Annotated in this window: 21 protein-coding genes; 12 read left to right on the top strand and 9 right to left on the bottom strand. The window is 37.4% G+C overall.

What is annotated here, in order from left to right:
* Window positions 1-74: 74 nt before the first annotated feature.
* Together ACFO3L_RS05220 and ACFO3L_RS05215 are read left to right on the top strand one after the other, a co-directional pair.
* Window positions 75-578, top strand: coding sequence for an ECF transporter S component (locus ACFO3L_RS05220; RefSeq protein ID WP_379964542.1), 504 nt, complete (start codon window positions 75-77; stop codon window positions 576-578).
* Complete coding sequence (locus ACFO3L_RS05215) at window positions 578-1123, top strand: TIGR01440 family protein (RefSeq protein WP_379964540.1); 546 nt, start codon at window positions 578-580, stop codon at window positions 1121-1123. Before ACFO3L_RS05220 ends, ACFO3L_RS05215 begins: the two co-directional genes overlap by 1 nt.
* A 65-nt stretch (window positions 1124-1188) precedes the next feature.
* Here ACFO3L_RS05215 and ACFO3L_RS05210 read toward each other — a convergent pair whose 3' ends face one another.
* On the bottom strand, window positions 1189-1794 hold the full coding sequence (locus ACFO3L_RS05210; protein ID WP_465253949.1) for a DUF2238 domain-containing protein: 606 nt from the start codon (window positions 1792-1794) through the stop codon (window positions 1189-1191).
* 173 nt (window positions 1795-1967) lie between these two features.
* On the opposite strand from ACFO3L_RS05210, the gene ACFO3L_RS05205 reads away from it, so the two are divergent.
* The 3 genes from ACFO3L_RS05205 (at window position 1968) to ACFO3L_RS05195 (ending at window position 4006) form a co-directional block, all read left to right on the top strand.
* Window positions 1968-2717 carry an alpha/beta hydrolase gene (locus tag ACFO3L_RS05205; protein WP_379964548.1) on the top strand — a complete coding sequence of 250 codons (750 nt, stop codon included), beginning with the start codon at window positions 1968-1970 and terminating at the stop codon, window positions 2715-2717.
* Window positions 2718-2752: 35 nt separating this feature from the next.
* Complete coding sequence (locus ACFO3L_RS05200; RefSeq protein WP_379964536.1) at window positions 2753-3334, top strand: uracil-DNA glycosylase family protein; 582 nt, start codon at window positions 2753-2755, stop codon at window positions 3332-3334.
* A 90-nt stretch (window positions 3335-3424) separates the two neighbouring features.
* Window positions 3425-4006, top strand: a complete 582-nt coding sequence (locus ACFO3L_RS05195; RefSeq protein WP_379964534.1) for a hypothetical protein — start codon at window positions 3425-3427, stop codon at window positions 4004-4006.
* A 150-nt stretch (window positions 4007-4156) separates the two neighbouring features.
* On the opposite strand, the gene ACFO3L_RS05190 is transcribed toward ACFO3L_RS05195, so the two are convergent.
* Window positions 4157-4648 (bottom strand): GyrI-like domain-containing protein, encoded by a 492-nt coding sequence (locus ACFO3L_RS05190; RefSeq protein ID WP_379964532.1) that lies wholly within the window; start codon window positions 4646-4648, stop codon window positions 4157-4159.
* Between the two features lie 225 nt (window positions 4649-4873).
* Between ACFO3L_RS05190 and ACFO3L_RS05185 the strand changes: the two genes are divergently transcribed.
* Window positions 4874-5248, top strand: a complete 375-nt coding sequence (locus ACFO3L_RS05185) for a VOC family protein (protein ID WP_379964546.1) — start codon at window positions 4874-4876, stop codon at window positions 5246-5248.
* 51 nt (window positions 5249-5299) lie between these two features.
* Here ACFO3L_RS05185 and ACFO3L_RS05180 read toward each other — a convergent pair whose 3' ends face one another.
* The 4 genes from ACFO3L_RS05180 to ACFO3L_RS05165 form a co-directional block, all read right to left on the bottom strand.
* On the bottom strand, window positions 5300-6445 hold the full coding sequence (locus ACFO3L_RS05180; RefSeq protein WP_379964530.1) for a peptidoglycan-binding protein: 1146 nt from the start codon (window positions 6443-6445) through the stop codon (window positions 5300-5302).
* 241 nt (window positions 6446-6686) lie between these two features.
* Window positions 6687-7301: a YdhK family protein gene (locus ACFO3L_RS05175; RefSeq protein WP_379964528.1), complete on the bottom strand. Its 615-nt coding sequence runs from the start codon at window positions 7299-7301 to the stop codon at window positions 6687-6689.
* A gap of 370 nt (window positions 7302-7671) precedes the next feature.
* Window positions 7672-7986, bottom strand: a complete 315-nt coding sequence (locus ACFO3L_RS05170; protein ID WP_379964544.1) for a GNAT family N-acetyltransferase — start codon at window positions 7984-7986, stop codon at window positions 7672-7674.
* An 11-nt stretch (window positions 7987-7997) separates the two neighbouring features.
* A complete protein-coding gene (locus tag ACFO3L_RS05165) occupies window positions 7998-8192 on the bottom strand; it encodes a hypothetical protein (RefSeq protein WP_379964526.1) in 195 nt (64 codons plus the stop codon).
* Between the two features lie 207 nt (window positions 8193-8399).
* On the opposite strand from ACFO3L_RS05165, the gene yghU reads away from it, so the two are divergent.
* Window positions 8400-9197: a glutathione-dependent disulfide-bond oxidoreductase gene (gene yghU, locus ACFO3L_RS05160; RefSeq protein WP_379964524.1), complete on the top strand. Its 798-nt coding sequence runs from the start codon at window positions 8400-8402 to the stop codon at window positions 9195-9197.
* A gap of 143 nt (window positions 9198-9340) precedes the next feature.
* Window positions 9341-9826, top strand: coding sequence for a hypothetical protein (locus ACFO3L_RS05155; RefSeq protein ID WP_379964522.1), 486 nt, complete (start codon window positions 9341-9343; stop codon window positions 9824-9826).
* Between the two features lie 84 nt (window positions 9827-9910).
* Here the strand turns inward: ACFO3L_RS05155 and ACFO3L_RS05150 are convergent, their stop codons facing one another.
* Window positions 9911-11167 (bottom strand): L-lactate MFS transporter, encoded by a 1257-nt coding sequence (locus tag ACFO3L_RS05150; RefSeq protein WP_379964520.1) that lies wholly within the window; start codon window positions 11165-11167, stop codon window positions 9911-9913.
* 191 nt (window positions 11168-11358) lie between these two features.
* Window positions 11359-11523 carry a hypothetical protein gene (locus tag ACFO3L_RS05145; protein ID WP_379964518.1) on the bottom strand — a complete coding sequence of 55 codons (165 nt, stop codon included), beginning with the start codon at window positions 11521-11523 and terminating at the stop codon, window positions 11359-11361.
* 195 nt (window positions 11524-11718) lie between these two features.
* Between ACFO3L_RS05145 and ACFO3L_RS05140 the strand changes: the two genes are divergently transcribed.
* The 3 genes from ACFO3L_RS05140 (at window position 11719) to ACFO3L_RS05130 (ending at window position 14173) form a co-directional block, all read left to right on the top strand.
* Window positions 11719-12795, top strand: coding sequence for an ABC transporter permease (locus tag ACFO3L_RS05140; RefSeq protein ID WP_379964516.1), 1077 nt, complete (start codon window positions 11719-11721; stop codon window positions 12793-12795).
* A gap of 4 nt (window positions 12796-12799) precedes the next feature.
* Entirely contained in the window at window positions 12800-13474 is a 675-nt protein-coding gene (locus ACFO3L_RS05135; protein WP_379964514.1) for an ABC transporter ATP-binding protein, read from the top strand.
* A 102-nt stretch (window positions 13475-13576) separates the two neighbouring features.
* A complete protein-coding gene (locus ACFO3L_RS05130; RefSeq protein ID WP_379964512.1) occupies window positions 13577-14173 on the top strand; it encodes a TetR/AcrR family transcriptional regulator in 597 nt (198 codons plus the stop codon).
* Between the two features lie 73 nt (window positions 14174-14246).
* Here the strand turns inward: ACFO3L_RS05130 and ACFO3L_RS05125 are convergent, their stop codons facing one another.
* Window positions 14247-14405, bottom strand: coding sequence for a hypothetical protein (locus ACFO3L_RS05125; RefSeq protein ID WP_379964510.1), 159 nt, complete (start codon window positions 14403-14405; stop codon window positions 14247-14249).
* 226 nt (window positions 14406-14631) lie between these two features.
* Between ACFO3L_RS05125 and tuf the strand changes: the two genes are divergently transcribed.
* Window positions 14632-15819, top strand: coding sequence for an elongation factor Tu (tuf, locus tag ACFO3L_RS05120; RefSeq protein ID WP_379964508.1), 1188 nt, complete (start codon window positions 14632-14634; stop codon window positions 15817-15819).
* Window positions 15820-16092 lie beyond the last annotated feature (273 nt).

Genomic DNA, 16092 nt, shown 5'->3' with positions numbered 1-16092 from the left:
TAATGAAAATATTTTTATTTAGTTTTCAAGGAGCTTTATTTGCTTCTAAATATATAATACGAGGAGGAGCAAAGATGAAATTACAAAAGCAATTAGTTATCATCTCGATGCTGACGGCATTGACTGTCGTATTATCACTCTTGTTTATTTTTCCAGTACCAGCCACGAATGGCTTCGTGACTCTGGCCGAAGTTGGGATTTATACGGCAGCCTATTTACTTGGCCCGCTTGGTGGTTTTTGGGTGGGGGCTTTAAGTGGCGGTATGATTGATTTGTTTGCGGGTTATCCGCAGTGGATCTTTGCTTCTTTTATAATTCATGGCTTACAAGGAGCCGTGGCTGGTTACTTTTTCCAAAAAAGTGGCAAATGGTTACATGGCACCGGTTTTGTCGTAGCGAGTTTGGTGATGGTTATAGGATACGCGTTAGCGACTGGTTTAATGTATGCATGGCCAGCCGGTGTGGCCTCTATTTTTGGTAACGTCATTCAAAATGTTTTTGGGGTAATGCTAACATTACTTTTAATTGCCTCAATGCGTAAAATCAATTTTCCTTTAATGAAAGAAGGTCCAAGATAATGGATAAAGCAAGTTTTGTAGCAGACTTAACTCAAATGACAACAGAAGTGTTGGCAGAAGCGAACTTAAAAGCGGGAAATACCTTTGTTTTAGGTTGTAGTACGAGTGAAATTTTAGGTAAAAAAATCGGTAAATTCCCGAGCCAAGAAATTGGCGAATGGGTGGTCGAAACGTTAAAAAATAGTTTGGACCAACAAGGCCTCAATCTTGCGGTTCAAGGTTGTGAACATTTAAATCGGGCGCTAGTTGTCGAACGAGCAGTCGCTGAAAAAAACAATTGGGAAATCGTAGAAGTCTTACCGAGTTTAACCGCAGGTGGTGCTTGCTCGGTTGCGGCTTTCAAATATTTTGATGATCCAGTTGAAGTTGAAGCAATTGTGGCTCAAGCAGGTATTGATATTGGTGATACAGCAATTGGGATGCACGTCAAGCATGTGCAAGTCCCTGTTCGACCAACGAAAAAAGAACTAGGTGGAGCGCATGTGACGGCGCTACGTTCACGTCCGAAATACGTGGGTGGTCCGCGTGCAAATTATCGAGTATAAAATTAGTTTTAAGTAAAAAAGAAGAATGGAATCGAAACAATTACTGTTTCAGCTCCATTCTTCTTTTATTTGTTTGCAGTAAAATAAAAAATTTCTAGCCAATTCGGTTCTTTCTTGAATTTAAAGTGACAATAAAGGACAAAGAGACTGGCTCCGATGGCATTGGCGAATAAGTCACCCATGGTATCCATCAATGATTGACGTCCAACCAAATCACGTCCAGTAATCGTTGCAAATTGTTGCATATTTAAGCCTAACAACCCATCAAAAGTGAATTCGTAAAATTCCCAATAGACACCCAATGTCATCGCAAAAAAGAAAGTAAAAAGTAAAATCGTAGCTGTCGAAAGATGTTTAAAGCGTGGCATTAAACGGCTCAATAGACCTAAGCCTAAGACGACGAGCATCATCCCACTAAAAGCATGTAAAGATTTGTCCCAATAACGGACTTTAAGATAAAATGCTAGACCCGTTCCTAAAAAAATCGAAAGTAAAATAAAGAGCCAATAAGTTTTCTTAAAAAAAGAGGAGGCTTTGATTTTCAATAGCCGTTCGACGAGAAAAGGCAAGGCACAAAGCAAGACACCAACCAATACTTGAAAAACAAGAAACCAGGCTCTTTTGACTAAATCAGTTTCGTTAAAAGCTTTAACTGAAAGATAAATGGCAATTAAAAGACCAAATAGCGAAACGAAATAATAATAATAAATTTGATTTATTCCGTTGTTTTTTTATGTGTACATACCCCTTTACTCTGATTTCTCTCTTATTTTAGAACGGCTCTGTCATAAAGTACAGAAAAAACTGTTTTTATTCTTTGAAAGAATCGACAATTTGTTCTATGATGAGGAAAAGGAGCGAGATGATGAAGAAAAATAGAAGTAAAAAAATTATTATTTGGATTGTAAGTCTGATTGGAATCGTCACGATAATAGGGTACCTCCTAATAAATATGAATACGTATGGCGCAAGTAAAGAGGCTGAAATCGTTAGTCAACAAGCTGAGGAAGAAGACAATTATACCTTTTATGCAAGTGGTGAGGCGAATGCACTGGGGCTAATTTTCTATCCGGGTGGGCTCGTCGAACCAGATAGTTACAGTCTTTGGGCCAAGCAAATCGCGCAAGCCGGCTACGATGTGTATGTAATGCATTTTCCATTAAACCTAGCCGTTTTAGCACCAAATCGAGCGCAAGAAATTCAAAATAAACACCCCGAACAATCCTTTGTTTTGGCCGGACATTCCTTAGGTGGAGTCATGGCAAGTCGTTATATCGCAGCCAACCCTAAATCAATTGCCGGTATGATTTTTTTTGCAAGTTATCCGGATGAAAAAGGGGCATTAACGAACTCGTCAATTCCAGTCTTATCGATTACAGCAACGAATGATGGTGTTTTAAATCAAGCAACCTATGAAGAGGCGAAACAGTATTTACCGAAAGATACGATTTATGAAGCAATTGAAGGTGGTAATCACGCAGGTTTTGGTAGTTATGGCGTACAAAAAGGTGATAAGGAAGCCACGATTTCAAATGAAGAGCAACAAGCAATCATTAGTCAACTATTAATTGAATGGCTGAATACGCTCGCGTAAACGATACGTGACGAGCCATTGAAAGGGTGAGGAAAATGACCATCGAAGCGATTCGACAAGCAGTTATCAATGACCCAGAAAATAAAGAAATGACCGAAAAAGGCTGGACTCCAATTTTTAGTGCCACACCAAACACAAAAATTGTTTTGATTGGGCAAGCACCAGGGATTAAAACACAGTTGAGGCGAGATGTTTTTCGTGATCAAAGTGGTGATCGTTTACGAAAATGGTTAAACGTGTCTGAAGAAACTTTTTATGAAACCGGTGAGATTGCTGTTTTACCACTAGATTTTTATTTCCCAGGCAAAGCGAAAACAGGAGATTTACCACCACGCCCTGGATTTTTTGAAAAATGGCATCCATTACTTTTAAAAGAAATGCCGGAAGTTGAATTAATTGTATTAATTGGGAGTTATGCGCAAAAAGCTTATTTGAAAAAAGAAGTAAAAAAAACGATGACAGCAACAGTGAAGGCGTATCAAGAGTATTTACCAAAATATTTTCCAATTCCACATCCGTCGCCATTAAATTTTCGATGGTTAAATAGGAACCCCGATTTTGAAACCCAAATTGTGCCAGAGTTACAAAAAATCGTGCACCAAATTTTAAAGGGCTGATGACAAGTGATTGCTATGTAAGCTAACTTAGCATACAATTATCTTAGAGTATTAGCAGATTGCAAAGTTAGAGGAGAGCACGTCAGATTCATGAATAGAATTAAAATTGAAAAACAATTATTTGATCAATATGGCACGGAGTTATTCAAAATTTATCATAAAGGGCATATTTTACCACTTGAAAATATTCAAAAAGGAATCGCAGTTAGTGACATTGACCATATGTGGTTAGAAGATTATCCGTACTTATCTTATCCAATCTTTACGCAAGAACCACCAGTGGATGAAATTTCACATTTTTTTAATGAGGAAAAACGTTTTATGGTTTTTGCATCACCGGTTCATGTGAGCGAAAAAGAGGTGAAGTTGGGTGCATATGGTTTAAATCAACTTTTTTACTATACACCTTTTGACGAAACCGATGCTGTGATGCACGTGAATATGCCGCATTCAATCGCAGATGTGATTCAAGTTCCTATTTTGAAAATCTGTTTAAAAAACCAAGAAGTTTACCCGATTTTACCAACAGGTAATTCAATTGGTTGTGAAGCAGACGGTTTTTTTATTCGTGAAGACGATTATTATAGGCCAACGATTGAGCTTGATAATCGGCCAATCTGCGTTCAAGAAATTTTGGAAGCTTTTGGGATAAAAAATATTCAAGCAAAATAACATGCAGAAAGAGATGTTAAAAAAGTTGTTTTTTTCAATTACTTGAATTTATTCTAGTTTTGGATGAGCAAACTTTTTTCATCCGTTGATCAATCAAATATTCATATAATGAAACAAGAGGCTATGATTTAAATATCATAGCCTCTTGTTTCATTCACTTTTTTCTTTTTTGATAACAGGAATCCACATTTCACCAGTGAATTTCCCATTTTTTTGGCCCATTTCAACAACGGCATTCGGACCGCCGACATAATGATAATCGTTCATTTGGCCAAGAACTTGACCAAAAGCCATGCCAGTTAATGTTTGACGTAGTTCTTCGGGTGAAGTAGCTTCTCCAGAGACGATAACGTACATTCCTTCAGGGAACTGAATCACACGCGTCACTTCAGGGATACTCTCATCGCTCTCTACCCCAAGGTAATACATCATTTTATTGTCATAGGCTTCATTAACGGTAAAAAAGAAATCATTGTTAGCAATTTTCCGTAACTTATCAATCAGTCCGTTTGCCTGACTTTCTTCATCAAAAGTTTGTTTCTCTTTGGCTATGCCAGCAAAATCGGTATAGGGACTTTTTAATTCAATACCAACACCAACAACCGTAAACTGATTCTTGTTTTCCAACGTATAATTTTCCATGATGATACCTTCTTTCTTTTCACTTTAAGAAGAAGTGAATTCAATTTGTATTCGTTCATCTTAAGATTAGCAAAAAAGCAGAAAATTAACGAGGGGAACAGTGAAAAAACAGAAAGATTTAATAAACGGAGAAGAGCAATTCTAAGATTAAAGTACAGGATGAAAGAAGACTACTTTTAGGTTGCTTTATGATAAACTAGAGAAAAAGGAGGCCATCTTGTAAAAATCGAACATATTGGCTTATTCGTTAAAGATTTAGAGGGCGCACGTCGGTTTTATGAAACGTATTTTAATGGTGTTGCTGGTGGAAAATATCAAAATGAAAAGACTCGTTTTCAATCGTATTTTATTTCTTTTACAAATGGTGCACGTTTAGAAATTATGACACGACCAGAAGTTTCAGGAGAAAATAATTTATATCCATTAGGTTTTGCGCATTTGGCGTTCGCGTTGGGAAGTAAAGAAAAAGTTGATAAATTGACGAATCAATTAAAAAAGGATGGCTATCAAATTATTAATGGTCCAAGAATAACAGGCGATGGGTATTATGAGAATGTGGCACTTGATCCAGAAGGTAATCAACTCGAATTAACCGTTTAAAAATAACGACAAAAAAACTTGTAAGGAAGATTTCCCACAAGTTTTTTGTTGTTATTCAGCTGTTTTTGCGGTATCGATAATCGCTTGTAAATAACCTTTAGAGTCTGAGAAAGTTGCACCAGAAATCACATCTGCTGGGCTATCTTTTTCTCCTAGAGCATCAAGTTCACCGATTGTTGCTTCTAATTCAGCAATTGTTTTTCCAATTGTGAAATCTTGAATGGCTTTCATATTAGCAGCGTAGGTGTTAGTGGAACCACCTTTTTCAGCCATCATTTTAGAATAGGCCTCATTGTTTGCGATTTTTGATGCTAAGACAACACCGTCAGCTACGCCTTGACCAAAGTCGCTATCTGAGTTTGGTACACCGCCAAAGGTTGCTAAGTCAACGTACTGGAACTCATCCATAAAGACGGCTGCGATTTTATCGCCATCTAGGGCTACGGTTGTCATCGCAAATGATTTATCACCATGTGGCGCACCTAGGAGTTGTGCTGTTTTAAAATCAGTAGCAGTTGTTTCGGCACCAATTGAAACGGCACCTTCTGTTGCAGCATCAATAATTGATTGTAAGTAACCTAGTGAGTCGGTAAATGTTGCCCCAGAAATGACATCGGCTGGACTTTCACCTTCACTAAGGCCTTCTAAGGCTTTAATTGTTTCTTCTAATTCAGCAACAGTTTTACCTTTTGTAAAGTCAGTAATCGCTGTGATGCTTTGTTGCCATGTTTGCGTTGCTTGTGCTTTATCAGCCATCATTTTAGAATAGGCCGCATCATTTTGTTCTTTGCTCGCTAAAACAGTATCTGCTGGAAACGATTCGCCAAATCCGCCATCTGAATTCGGTACACCGGTGAAGTCACCAGGAGTTAAATATTGGAATTCATCTAAATGAGCATCCACAATTTTATCGCCATTCATTAAAACATTAACTGCAGCAAAGGATTTTGTCCCATGGGGAGCAGTGTATAATTGGCGCATAACAAGTGTGCCCGCCGCTGGAATGGTTGTTTCAGTGTCTTTACCAGTTGCGATTGTGATATTTGTTTCACTTGTTTCGGAACTTTGGCTTACTTCGGATTGAACTTGAGAACTTTCGACCGTAGAAGAGTCACCTGATTGGGGAGCATCCGGACTACAAGCTGCTAAAGCAAAACTTGTTAAAAGAATAACTGCAGATAGATGGGTCTTTTTCATAATAGCCTCCTAAAAAAAACTTATTTGTATTATTATTCACATAATATCATGTAGTGAAAGCTTTTACAATGGTAAAGGTTAACTTATTAGTGATTTATTTTTGTGAATAAAAAAAACAACGAGCCAGAGGGAAGGAGTGGCTTGTTGTTTTTGATCTTTTGAATTTTGGCTAATAAAAATTATTCTACAGCGTGTCTTTATAAAAAAAATATCGCTAAAAAGAGGGGGGAGGAGCGATTTTTTATGGAGTTTCATCTAAGCTAAGTTCATCACTGGTGACCCACATATGGTTTTTGACCGGTTCACCACCGTCTGACGGAACATAATCAATCACATAAACGGTATCCGTAAGTGCAAATTCAACGGTTGCCTTTGCACCATTCATACCAGCCATATGGTCGGCTTTTAGCGTAACGGTCTCGCCTGCTTTAGCGATTGTTTTTGTGTCTTCTAATTCTTCTTGAACAACCCATTTGTGATTCATAACTTTTTCACCACCGGTAGTGGGTTCATAACTAACTTCATAGATGGTTGTGTCATATGCACCAACGATTTCAGCTTGAGCATCTTGCATACCTGGCATATGATCGGTCAATACAGTAACTTTCGTCCCAACTGGAAATTCTGGGTCACTCGCTTCAACCATTCCTGAAGGTACTTCACCTTCGTGATTCATTTCTTCCATTTCACTACTCATACTACTCATTCCATTAATTTCATTCATTTCATTACTAGTTGCTGTTGAACTGGGAGACGTACCATTTGAGTCACCTGAGGGTATTTGATTACTACATGCTCCTAAAACAAATAGTGTTCCTAGACTTATCGTAAGTAAGCCAAATTGCTTCTTATACATAAAGATAACCTCCAAGACTGTTATTTTTTGGAGCAATGATTTGCTTAATCATTGCACTGTGCATTGAAATGAGTCATAGACCACCTTCCATCTATAACAAGGGTAACGTAAAACACTTTTCCTGGTCAAACCATACGGATTCATATATAGGATTGTTAGTTTCGATTAATAAAACAAACATTCTTGTAACGTTGTAAAGGAAATGCAATATTTTGAAAAGGTTTACAATTAACAGTCCAGCCATTCATTAGTTTGTAAAAGCTATGTTGATTAAGAACTCCCTATCGCTAAAAACAAGACGATAAGGATGAGTTTACTGTTAGGGAGAAAGTGAAAAAAAGCAATTGATCCGTAGACCAATTGCTTTTTACTAATCAAAGGCACTTGAATATTGTAAGGTGCCGCGGATGTTCTTCAAACAATCACTAGTAAGCACTTTTAGCATGAAGACTTCAGCAGGGACTTCAAAAGGGGCGGTTACTTGATAATTTTGAGCAGGGAGATAACCGAATTGGGCATAATATGTTGGATGTCCAAGAATACTAATAAAAGGATAGCCTAATTGTTTTGCCCATGCCTCTAGTTCGTACATTAATTGTTTGCCAATGTCTTGTTTTTGGTAATTGGGATCAATGGCTAACGGTGCTAAAACCAAGCCAGTTAAGTTTTGTTTGTTATTGATAATTTGAACTTCACTTAATAAGCCATAACCGACAATCTGCTCTTTTTCGGGTGCAACAAGCTCAAGCGTAGGGACATATTCTTTACTGAGTCGAATTTTTCAACCAGTTCGGCTTCATTGCCGTAACCAAAATCCGTAGGTGTAAAAGCTTCTCGAATCAATACAGCGACATCTGGAAAATCATTTATTTGAATGGTACGAATTTGCATGACAGACCTCCTGTTAGTTGTTAAGACTAGTATAACAAAAAGTCTGGCTTTTGATGTGGTAGGGGGTGACAAATAATTGAAATGTGGAAGAGAAATTAACTGATATTTATTAATAATCTATGGCTTGGTGAATTAAACTTTGAAGGGCATTTCCTTGTCAGATAAACGTTAACAATCTATACTAAATAGAAAAGGAGGCGTTTTTTTATGTCAGAATACCAAATTCCTAAAATTTGGGAAGTCGATCCAGCCAAAGAAAGTCCTTTAGGGAATCAGTCAGTTGCAGGCAGTCGTTTTGAACAACATCTTCCGATCGGTGACAAGCCCTTACAAGTTTATTCATTGGGAACTCCAAATGGAATAAAGGTCGCGATCATGCTTGAAGAATTGAAGGCAGTTGGAGTAGAGGAAGCCGCGTATGATTTATATAAAATTGATATCTCAAAAGGTGAACAGTTTGGTAGTGATTTTGTGAACATCAATCCCAATTCAAAAATTCCAGCGATGGTCGATTACTCCGTTGAACCACCAATCACAGTTTTCGAATCGGCTTCGATTTTACTATATTTAGCAGAGAAATTTCAAAAGTTTATACCAACGACATTGTCTAAGAAAACAGAAATGATGAATTGGTTGTTTTGGCAAACGGGTGCAGCCCCTTTTCTTGGAGGAGGCTTTGGGCATTTTTATCATTATGCGCCATTTGCTCAAGAGTATCCGATTGACCGTTATACGATGGAAGTAAAACGTCAGCTTGATTTACTAGATAAACATTTAGCCACTCGCGACTATATTTTAGGAGAGAGCTATTCAATTGCTGATATGGTCATTTGGCCTTGGTACGGTCGTTTAGCTTTGGGAGAGTTGTATGGTTCCGCGGATGAGTTCTTACAAGTCAAAAACTACCAAAATCTAATGGCTTGGGCTAAACGAATAAACGAACGTCCGGCAGTGAAAGAGGCGTTAGCAATAGAATATCGAACTATCGATTCGTATTCAATTTAGGAATTATTCGATAAACAAAAAAAGTTTGTGAAAAAACCAGGCATAAAGTTATTAACCATCAAACCATTGTGCTAAAATGTTTGTGAAACGTTAATGATGATGCCCAGTTACCTGTGTTTGTTTATTGAGTGGAGGATGAAAAATTGAAAAGAGTAATCATGGTTAGTTCCGTCTTAAGTCTTTTTTTACTAAGTTCTTGTGCTAAAAACGAAAGCCCGCCAAGTAGTGTACCCGTAGCGGATTCTTCAGAAATGATGGAAGAGCAATCAGAAGAAATGCCAGCTGCTGCCGAAGAAAAAGAGAATGATGATAAAGAATCAGGGAAATCGGCAATCGACAAAGAGGAATTTTTAATGGATGATGTCATGGATTTAACTGAAATTTCAAATGGCGGTGAAGATAGTCGGGAATTTACAATTGGTTATGCTACAAAAAATTCTTATGAAGAAGTCAAAGCTTTTTATCAAGATTTAGTCAAAGAACTTGGTGTGACGGAAGTGACCGAACAAAGTAGCGATGAGGAAGAAACGTGGGCGATTTTTGGTTCGTACGATGGTGCGATTTTACAGATTACGGTGGGTCCACAAGAAGAGAATCGTTATGTGATGGTTATGAGCTATATTCAATAAAAAACGAAAACAGGTGAATCCTAGCGATTGATCTGTTTTTTGTACGAAAAAAGAGAGCTGTTAAAAGCTCTCTTACGTTTTAAATTATTTAACCGCATGTTTCGCGATGTCACGACGAATCACTAATGATAAGACAAGTGCGACGGCTGACATTGCAGCAAAAACAAGCATGGCTGTTGCATACGAACCAGATATATCCGTGATCCAAGAAAGTAATAACGGACCTGCCATACCTGCCATTGCCCACGCAGTTAAAATATAACCGTGGATGCTGGCAACAGATTTGTTACCGAAAATGTCACTGACATAGGCTGGAACAGCTGAGAAACCTCCACCATAGCAAGTCATAATGATGCAAATCAAAATGATAAAGGCAATTGGTGAACTTGTAAAGTAAAGGGTAATTAAGGCAACCACATCAATGACAAAGTAAGCCGTAAAGACATTTGGGCGACCGATATAGTCCGAAACTGTTGCCCAGACAAAACGACCTCCGCCATTGAAAATACCCATAATCGCTACCATTGTGGCAGCCAGACCAGCTGTCATACCAGTTGATTTTTGAGCAAGCGGTGCTGCGGCAGAAATAATAGCAATACCACAAGTGATGTTAATGAAGAGCATTGTCCATAACATCCAAAAGCGTTTTGTTTTAACTGCTTCATTGGCAGTGTATGCCGGACCACTTGTTTTAGTTTTATCTTCTTTTTTAGTTTTATCTTCTTTGAATCCTTCAGGTACCCAACCAACAGGTGGTTTTTCTAAATATTGGGCTGAAAGGAACATAATGATGAAGTAGCTAGCACCCAAAACATAGAACGTATTGATCAACCCGACAGTTGACATTAATGCTTCAGCAATAGGTGTTGTGATTAATGTCGCAAAACCAAATCCCATAATTGCCATTCCTGTTGCTAAGCCTGGACGATCTGGGAACCAAGCCATCATTGTTGAAACCGGTGTCACATATCCGGTCCCTAAACCAATTCCCCCGATTAAACCATAGCTTAAATAAAGCAACGGTAATGAGGTAATGCTAATTGCAAAACCCGTTAGCGCAATCCCTGTTCCAAAGAAAATTGCTGAGATTGTTCCGGTCATACGCGGACCGTATTTGTCAGTCAAATGACCCATAAATGCTGCTGAAAAGCCTAAACAAAAAATAGCTAAACTAAATGCAAATGAGATTTGCCCTTCAGACCAATTACTGGATTGTTGGATTGGATTTGTGTAAATACTCCACGCATAAGCGGAACCGATGGATAAGTGTAACATGACTCCGGAGAGTGCGATTAACCATCTGTTTTTCAGTTTTTTGCTGTTTACTAGCATTTGTTCCATAAAAACTTCTCTCCTTTATTATTTTATCTAACTGCTTTAGTATACACTAGAATGTGAAAGAAAGCGCATTAAATTTTAAAAGAAAAGGATTTATTTTGTGAAAAGGATTCTTAGTGGGAAAAGAGACGTTAAGAATGAAAAAGCTTTCAATAAATAACGCTTCTTTAATGCTTTCATGCAAAAAAGAAGCGTTATTCCTCTTTTATTTTTATCATTTCAATGATTCGTACCGTTGTGACTACAAGAGATAAAGAAATCATGCAATATGAAAGACCGAGATCCTTAAACCAAAAATAACCAACAATACCGATAGCAATTGCAACAAGCATGACCCACTTCGTTACCTTTAATTTCAAAAAACGTCTCTCCACTTCATTGGTTTTTTAGTGAAAGCCTTTTCTATTATTGTAGCAGATTTTTAATATTTAATAAAAAAATGAATGAGAGAAAAAATTTAGATTTTTAAAACTTCTCAAGTGACAAAGTGTCACTTGGTGTGCTATTATTCAAAAGTGACAAGTCGTCACTAATATTATTAGGGGGTTCGCATGATGTTTCTAGCATTAAAAGAAATGAGATATTCGAAATTAAGATACAGTTTGATTATAGGAATAATGTTTTTGATTGCTTACGTTGTTTTTATTTTATCGGGCTTAGCAACCGGTTTGAACTGGGAATTTAAACAAGTGATTGTCGATTGGGATGCGCAAACCGTCGTATTGTCTGAGGATGCCAATGATATGTTTGCGGCTTCGCAATTAACCAGAGGTGATATTGAGCGTGTGGAGGCTAAAAATAAAGCGAGTATTGGCTTATATAGTAGTGTCGTGATTGGCGATGGCGAAAAAATCAATACTTCGATTTTTGGTACCGAAGAAGATGCCTTTTTATTACCGAAAGTCATAGAAGGTCGTTCGTTTACCGCCGAAGATGAAATTATTATTTCTAAAAATTTAGCTGAAGAAGGATTTGAGGTAGGCGATCAAATCAAAATTGGTCGTTCCGAGGAAAAAATGACGATTGTCGGTATTTTCCCTGAGACCTTTTATACTGTGACACCGGTAGTCTATACATCATTAGATACTTGGACAAAATTAAAATACAACACCCAACCTTTTGCATCAGATGATGAGAAACCAATCAATATTGTCGTTGCTAAAGAAGCAAATGCAACGTTAGATAATACGAGCGGAACGGAATTAAGTCAGTTAACAACTGTTGATTTTATTGAAAACTTACCAGGTTTTTCTGCCCAAAATCTAACTTTGAATTCAATGATTTACTTCTTGTTTGTGATTGCCACAGCGATTGTCGGCATCTTTATGTACGTGATTACCTTACAAAAAACCGCGATTTTTGGCGTTATGAAAGCTCAAGGGATTCGAACAAGTTTCATTGCAAAATCAATTATCGGACAATCATTTATTGTCGGCTTAATTGGAGTCTTCCTTGCTTTTGCTGCAGCTTATGGAACGAGCCTCATTTTACCAAGTGCGATGCCATTTGCTTTTGATTTAATGCAGTGGTTCTTGTATAGCGGTATCTTAATCGTAGTCGCTGTTTTAGGTGGTCTGTTTTCAATTCGTACAGTCACAAAAGTTGATCCAATTTCAGCAATAGGAGGGTAATCAAATGAAAGACGTACTTGTAATGAATCAAATTGTTAAAACTTTTGGTAAAGATAAAACAGAAGTGACCGCACTTAAAGGCCTTGATTTTCGGGTGAAAGAAGGCGAGTTTATAAGTATTATCGGACCATCAGGTTCAGGAAAAAGCACCTTTTTAACAATTGCAGGTGGCTTACAAAATCCGACATCTGGTGAAATTATGATCAATCAAACCAACTTTAGCCGTCTAAATGAAAAACAACGGGCGAAGTTACGTTTTAAAGATATTGGCTTTATTTTACAAAGTTCGAACCTAATTCCTTTTTTAAAGGTTAAAGAACAATTTTATTTGGTCGATAAAGTTTCTGGCACAAAACGAGAAAAAGAACGCATCGAAGAGCTGCTATCATCATTAGATATTTTGGATTTACAGGAAAAATATCCACGTGATTTATCTGGTGGTGAACGCCAACGAGTGGCAATTGGACGTGCCTTATTTAATAACCCAAGCTTGATTTTAGCTGATGAACCAACGGCTAGCTTAGATACCGATCATGCCTATGAAGTCGTAAAGTTGTTGGTGAAAGAAGCCCATGAGAAAAAGAAAGCAACGGTGATGGTAACGCACGATGCTCGAATGATTCAATGGAGTGATCGCGTTTATCGCATGGAAGATGGTCAGTTAATCGAAGAAAAATAAGATATGCTTTTAAATGGCTTGAAACGGGTGATAAAACCGTCTAAAACGTTTATAATAGAGAGAATAATAATCGCTCGTTGAGTAAGAGGAGGAAAAAAATAAATGCCTAGTCCAACTTTTTTTCACCTGAAACCAGAGAAACGTAAAAAAATGGATACTGTTTTATTGGATATTTTTTATAATCAACCCGTTAGCCAAATTAAAGTTTCGCAAATTGTTGAAGCAACGGAAATTTCACGAGGGGCTTTTTACAAATATTTCCTTGATTTAGAAGATGCTTATTTATATACCGTTCGTGAAAGTGCGAAACAAATTCATGGAGATATTTTAACATTTATTTATAAAGATCAAAGTGATTTTTTTGCAGGAATCGAACGTTACCTTGAGTGGTGCAGTGAGCTAGATACAAATGATGAAAATTGGAAAAAGTTAAAGTTATGCACCCAAACGAATCTTTTATCGAATACAAAGCGTGAACCATTACCAGAGGAATCATCGATGATTAAACAATGGAAAGCCTTGCTTGCCCAAAATCAGTTTAACATTAGTGACGCAGACGAAGCCCTTAGTTTTTTATATTTTATTATGGCCTTAGTGATGGACGCTTTGACTGATTTTATTGTTAATCAGTGGACAACTGCAGAGTTACTAAAAGATTTCCGTTTTCGGACAAAATGGCTTTTACAAGGCATTCGTTAACATCGAAATAAAAAGACGTCTCAACAAGCAGCGCACCATTTTAGTCAGTGTGTTTGTTGGGACGTCTTTTGTTTTAATTATTGATTGGCTTCTTTTTAAGAGCCGCTTTTTTTAAATGTTGTTCACGAAGTTCTTTAATGCGTTGATTTTTGTCCATTTTTTCAGGAACGTTCTTTTCGTGAAATTTGGCAACCGATGCTTTGCCTTTTGAATCTAATTGATATTTACCCAAGGGGTTCACCTACTTTGTTGAGGGTTCAAGCGAAGCGCTTGTTCTTTTATAGTATACCTTAAATTTTTGAATAGAGAAATGAAAAACCCAGAGCTTGGATCAATCGATTGAGCGTATTATTTGCGGTTAAAAAGTAAAGGGAGTATGATAATTACACAAAGGTCAAAGATGGTCAGTTATTTCTTAACCATTGATTTTTGTACAACGATTATAGGAGGTTTGCGCTATGGCAAAACAACATTTTGAAAGAACCAAAGAGCATGTAAACATTGGAACAATTGGACACGTCGATCACGGAAAAACAACTTTGACCGCTGCGATTACGAGTGTGCTAGCTAAAAAAGGCCTAGCAAACCCTCAAGACTACGCAAGTATTGACGGCGCTCCAGAAGAACGTGAGCGTGGGATTACAATTAATGCGTCACACGTTGAATACGAAACAGAAAAAAGACACTATGCACATATCGATGCCCCAGGACACGCGGATTATGTTAAAAATATGATTACCGGTGCGGCTCAAATGGACGGTGCAATCTTAGTTGTTTCCGCAACAGATGGTCCAATGCCACAAACGAGAGAACACATTTTGTTATCCCGTCAAGTTGGTGTTAAATATTTAGTTGTCTTCTTAAATAAAACGGATCTAGTGGATGATGATGAATTAATTGATTTAGTTGAAATGGAAGTACGTGATTTACTTTCTGAATACGATTTTCCAGGTGATGACACCCCAATTATCAAAGGTTCTGCTTTAAAAGCGATTCAAGGTGATCCTGATGCAGAAGCTGCAATCATGGAATTAATGGATACGGTAGATACTTACATTCCAACACCGGTTCGTGAAACAGACAAACCATTGCTGTTATCAGTTGAAGATGTATACTCAATTTCAGGTCGTGGTACGGTTGTTTCTGGTCGTATCGAAAGAGGGGCTGTTAGTGTAGGCGATGAAGTAGAAATCGTTGGAATTAAAAAAGAAACGAAAAAAGCGATTGTGACTGGAATTGAAATGTTTCGTAAAACGTTGGATCGTGGAGAAGCGGGCGATAACGTAGGGCTATTGTTAAGAGGGATAACGAGAGATGAAGTTGAACGTGGTCAAGTAATTGCCAAACCGGGTTCTATCACACCACATACGAATTTCAAAGCAGAAATCTATGTGCTTAGCAAAGAAGAAGGCGGTCGTCATACTCCATTCTTTAATAATTATCGACCACAATTTTACTTAAGAACAACCGATGTTACCGGTAATATTCGTTTAGGTGATGGCACAGAAATGGTTATGCCTGGCGATAACGTGGCAATTGATGTGGAATTAATCCATCCAGTTGCAATTGAAAAAGGTACAACTTTCTCAATTCGTGAAGGTGGACGCACGGTTGGTTCAGGAATGGTTACAGAGATTTCTAAATAATAATAAATAGATAGCAAGGACACTTCTCGTTAATTTAATGAGGGGTGTCTTTTTTAAATAGTATTATTAATGAATGTACTGATATTGAATCTAGATGTCCTTACAGGTTGAAAGAAAGTTTAATTTATTGTTTTACAATCCGAGTATGTTTAATGATATAAAATAAAAAAGTTCAAATAGTGCAAATATATAAGAGGTTATACTATAACCTGAATAATTCATAATTTTTCAAAAAAGCTTCAAAAACCTTGTTATAACAGTCTATTTTGTTTC

It is taken from the genome of Enterococcus eurekensis, assembly GCF_042654605.1.
GTDB classification, from domain to species: domain Bacteria; phylum Bacillota; class Bacilli; order Lactobacillales; family Enterococcaceae; genus Enterococcus_I; species Enterococcus_I eurekensis.
This window is presented reverse-complemented; position numbering and strand designations above follow the sequence as displayed.

What these genes read in the sequence shown, in the direction of transcription:
- ACFO3L_RS05220 (WP_379964542.1), top strand. Translation starts at nt 75, where the DNA reads ATGAAATTACAAAAGCAATTAGTTATCATCTCGATGCTGACGGCATTG.
- ACFO3L_RS05215 (WP_379964540.1), top strand. Translation starts at nt 578, where the DNA reads ATGGATAAAGCAAGTTTTGTAGCAGACTTAACTCAAATGACAACAGAA.
- ACFO3L_RS05205 (WP_379964548.1), top strand. Translation starts at nt 1,968, where the DNA reads ATGAGGAAAAGGAGCGAGATGATGAAGAAAAATAGAAGTAAAAAAATT.
- ACFO3L_RS05200 (WP_379964536.1), top strand. Translation starts at nt 2,753, where the DNA reads ATGACCATCGAAGCGATTCGACAAGCAGTTATCAATGACCCAGAAAAT.
- ACFO3L_RS05195 (WP_379964534.1), top strand. Translation starts at nt 3,425, where the DNA reads ATGAATAGAATTAAAATTGAAAAACAATTATTTGATCAATATGGCACG.
- ACFO3L_RS05190 (WP_379964532.1), bottom strand. Translation starts at nt 4,648, where the DNA reads ATGGAAAATTATACGTTGGAAAACAAGAATCAGTTTACGGTTGTTGGT.
- ACFO3L_RS05180 (WP_379964530.1), bottom strand. Translation starts at nt 6,445, where the DNA reads ATGAAAAAGACCCATCTATCTGCAGTTATTCTTTTAACAAGTTTTGCT.
- ACFO3L_RS05175 (WP_379964528.1), bottom strand. Translation starts at nt 7,301, where the DNA reads ATGTATAAGAAGCAATTTGGCTTACTTACGATAAGTCTAGGAACACTA.
- ACFO3L_RS05165 (WP_379964526.1), bottom strand. Translation starts at nt 8,192, where the DNA reads ATGCAAATTCGTACCATTCAAATAAATGATTTTCCAGATGTCGCTGTA.
- yghU (WP_379964524.1), top strand. Translation starts at nt 8,400, where the DNA reads ATGTCAGAATACCAAATTCCTAAAATTTGGGAAGTCGATCCAGCCAAA.
- ACFO3L_RS05150 (WP_379964520.1), bottom strand. Translation starts at nt 11,167, where the DNA reads ATGGAACAAATGCTAGTAAACAGCAAAAAACTGAAAAACAGATGGTTA.
- ACFO3L_RS05140 (WP_379964516.1), top strand. Translation starts at nt 11,719, where the DNA reads ATGTTTCTAGCATTAAAAGAAATGAGATATTCGAAATTAAGATACAGT.
- ACFO3L_RS05135 (WP_379964514.1), top strand. Translation starts at nt 12,800, where the DNA reads ATGAAAGACGTACTTGTAATGAATCAAATTGTTAAAACTTTTGGTAAA.
- ACFO3L_RS05130 (WP_379964512.1), top strand. Translation starts at nt 13,577, where the DNA reads ATGCCTAGTCCAACTTTTTTTCACCTGAAACCAGAGAAACGTAAAAAA.
- tuf (WP_379964508.1), top strand. Translation starts at nt 14,632, where the DNA reads ATGGCAAAACAACATTTTGAAAGAACCAAAGAGCATGTAAACATTGGA.